The 2,758-nt window shown below is 35.9% G+C and carries 3 protein-coding genes and 1 pseudogene; all 4 read left to right on the forward strand.

Annotation, left to right across the window (positions count from 1 at the left end):
- Positions 1-18: 18 nt before the first annotated feature.
- Positions 19-117, forward strand: a pseudogene (locus K737_RS10770) (IS5/IS1182 family transposase); the annotation flags it as partial.
- 368 nt (positions 118-485) lie between these two features.
- A complete protein-coding gene (locus K737_RS10185; protein WP_162471401.1) occupies positions 486-629 on the forward strand; it encodes a hypothetical protein in 144 nt (47 codons plus the stop codon).
- Positions 630-1,195: 566 nt separating this feature from the next.
- The gene (locus tag K737_RS00370; RefSeq protein WP_024161303.1) at positions 1,196-2,452 is read left to right on the forward strand and encodes a terminase large subunit domain-containing protein; all 1,257 of its coding nucleotides are present in this window, start codon (positions 1,196-1,198) and stop codon (positions 2,450-2,452) included.
- Between the two features lie 104 nt (positions 2,453-2,556).
- Positions 2,557-2,758: hypothetical protein (locus K737_RS10775; RefSeq protein ID WP_006291236.1), on the forward strand; the 202-nt coding region annotated here is incomplete at its 3' end.

The following is a 2,758-nucleotide window of genomic DNA, read 5'->3' on the forward strand; positions in this document are numbered from 1 at the left end:
GAAGAATAAAAAGCAGAGACAGAAAAAAGCTTTAGAAGATTAACCGGGGTCAAAAAGTCAACTTTTGAGAAAATGGCCCAGATCTTAAGGTTAGCTGAAGGTGAGCAAAAATCTAAGAACCTGTATTCATGAATAAAAAAGTGTGATATAAAAGGCTTTAAGGAGTAGAAGATGAATTATCCAAGCGATTTAAAATAGAGAGTAGGATGTGATAAAGCATCATTTTGATAGCGGCAATTACGACAATAAAAGCAAATACAACAAAAAAGAGGGGGGTAATGCAGTGTTTTATATAATCAAGAGCGATTGTCAATGGACGGTACATGCGTTTTATAGACGATGTAGGATTAAGGGGGTATGGGAAAAAGAGATGCATGAACTTGTTAAGACAAGCCGAAGTAAGTATGAAAGGAGCAAGAATCCCAGCTATAGCATTGTTAAAACTAGTGTTAAACCCACAGGAGCCTCAGAAAAAATAGGTATAGATGGGGGGAAAAAAGATACGCAAACGGCATAGTGGTGTTGATAGGCAAGGCAATCTGCTCCATATCACGGTTCATAAGGCCAATGACACAGGTGCTGGGTACAGAGTTTTTAAAGAAGCGGTGCAAAAAATTATCCTACATTAAAGGGAGTGTGTGAGAACTCTATTGAATAAAACTATAGCAATCTCAGAGCGTATATCTCAAGAATGGGCCATACTTCCAAAGCGTTAGATCGTCGAAAGAACATAGGATAGCTAAATCCTTTTCGAAGGGTATCTAAAGATTATGAAATTGCCATAGCGACTGCTGAAAACATAATTACAGCCCATTCCATGATCCTATTAAGAAGGATAGCTAAATCATGAATACAGGTTCTAAGATTCCCCCCTCATCTTTGATATTTACAATATGGAGTTACCTAAATGATAGTTTCCAAAGATGTCCAATTAAATACTAAAAAAATAGTAAATAATTTTAGTATTAAAAATGTATTTCCACAATACGGGGTTCAGATTGAACAGTGTAATTTTAAAAATTTTATAATAAAAAGCTATTTCTATCTTCTGAAATACTAAATTTACCTTTGATTTTTAAAATTTTCTATACTGTACTTCAAGCGTGATTAATTTTTAATCTGTATAAGAAAAAAAATTCTTTGAATTTATAAAAGTCTATTGTCTAAAATAATACTAAAGCATTTTTTTTTAATAGTGGCAAATTTTGAAGACTTGAATCGCATTTTGAAAAGAACTTTAGATTCACGAACAGCTTCTTCATGGGATCGTTTGGCCCGTCCCAGCCAGAAGGAGCCTTTTGGAGATTGGAGGATTTGGCTTATCTTGGCAGGGCGAGGATTTGGAAAAACTCGCACAGGGGCAGAAACCATTCGAAAATGGGCTATAAAAACAGGGTATAGACATATATGCCTATTGGGAAATACCTTTCAAGACGTACAAAAAGTTATGGTGGAAGGCCCAAGCGGGTTGCACAGCATCAGCCGCCCTGAAGATGGACTTATTTATCTTCCGCATAAAAAAAGAGTGGTCTGGGGAAATGGGGCAAAAGCAGATTTTTTTAGTGCAACATCGTTTTATCAATTGCGAGGTCCTCAATTTGATAGCGCTTGGATTGATGAATTGGGAAAATTTTCTAATCCTGAAGAAGTGTTTCATCAGCTTATGCTTGGATTAAGATTGGGAAAACATCCTCGAGTTATTATTACTACAACACCAAGACCTTGTGCATTTTTGCATAAATTACTCAATCGTTCAGATGTAGTGCTTACCAGAGGGGCAACTTTTGAAAATGCGAAAAATCTTTCTCCCTCTTACATTGATGACATTAAACAGACCTATGAAGGCACTCGGCTTGGTGCGCAAGAAATTTATGGAACATTAATAGAGCAAAATGAACAGGCACTTTGGAGTCAAAAAAATATTTTGTATTGTTCAAAAATTCCTCCTTTAAGTAAATGTTTCGTTGCGTTAGATCCTGCGGTGACCCATAACAAAACTAGTGGAGAAAGCGGTATAATCGTAGTGGGAAAAGACGCTCAAGGGGTAGGATATGTGCTTCAAGATTATAGCGGTATTTTTTCTCCAACTAAGATGATTTCTACTGCGGTGCACGCAATGCAGACGCATAAAGCTCAGGCAATTGTTGCAGAAGTTAACAATGGGGGAGATTTCATTCAAGAATTATTACACATAAGCTATCCCAATAGACGGTTTATTCCTGTCAGGGCGAATAAGAGCAAATATTGTCGAGCTCAACCTATTGCAGCGCTATATGAACAAAAACGTATCTATCATGTACGGTGTTTTCCTGAATTAGAAGAGCAGATGATGCGGTATACTCCAAAAGACACTGTTTCTCCCGATCGACTGGATGCGTTGGTTTGGGGGATACACTTACTTTTCTTTTCTCTACAGGGAGATCCAAAAACTCCTCGTATATGGACAATATGAAATATAGAAATTTTTAAGTTATTTTATGAAAGCTGGCAAGGGCAAAATACTTTTTTAAAAAAGTCTAATAAGTTTAAAAAATGGTTGATATTCTGTAAAATATTTTGAACTGTTCTTTTTTTGATGTTTATGCCGTTAAAGAAAATCAGAAAGAACTTATATTAAATATTTTTATAGCAAATGTTTTACCTTACTTTCAATCTAGCGATAATAAAACAATTTGTGAAATGGTTGAAGAGGTCAAAAGAAGTACAGACGATATAGAAGAAGAATTTGGGGACATAGGGCTAAGGCATTTCAGAAGAA

This window comes from Holospora undulata HU1 (genome assembly GCF_000388175.3).
GTDB lineage: Bacteria > Pseudomonadota > Alphaproteobacteria > Holosporales > Holosporaceae > Holospora > Holospora undulata_A.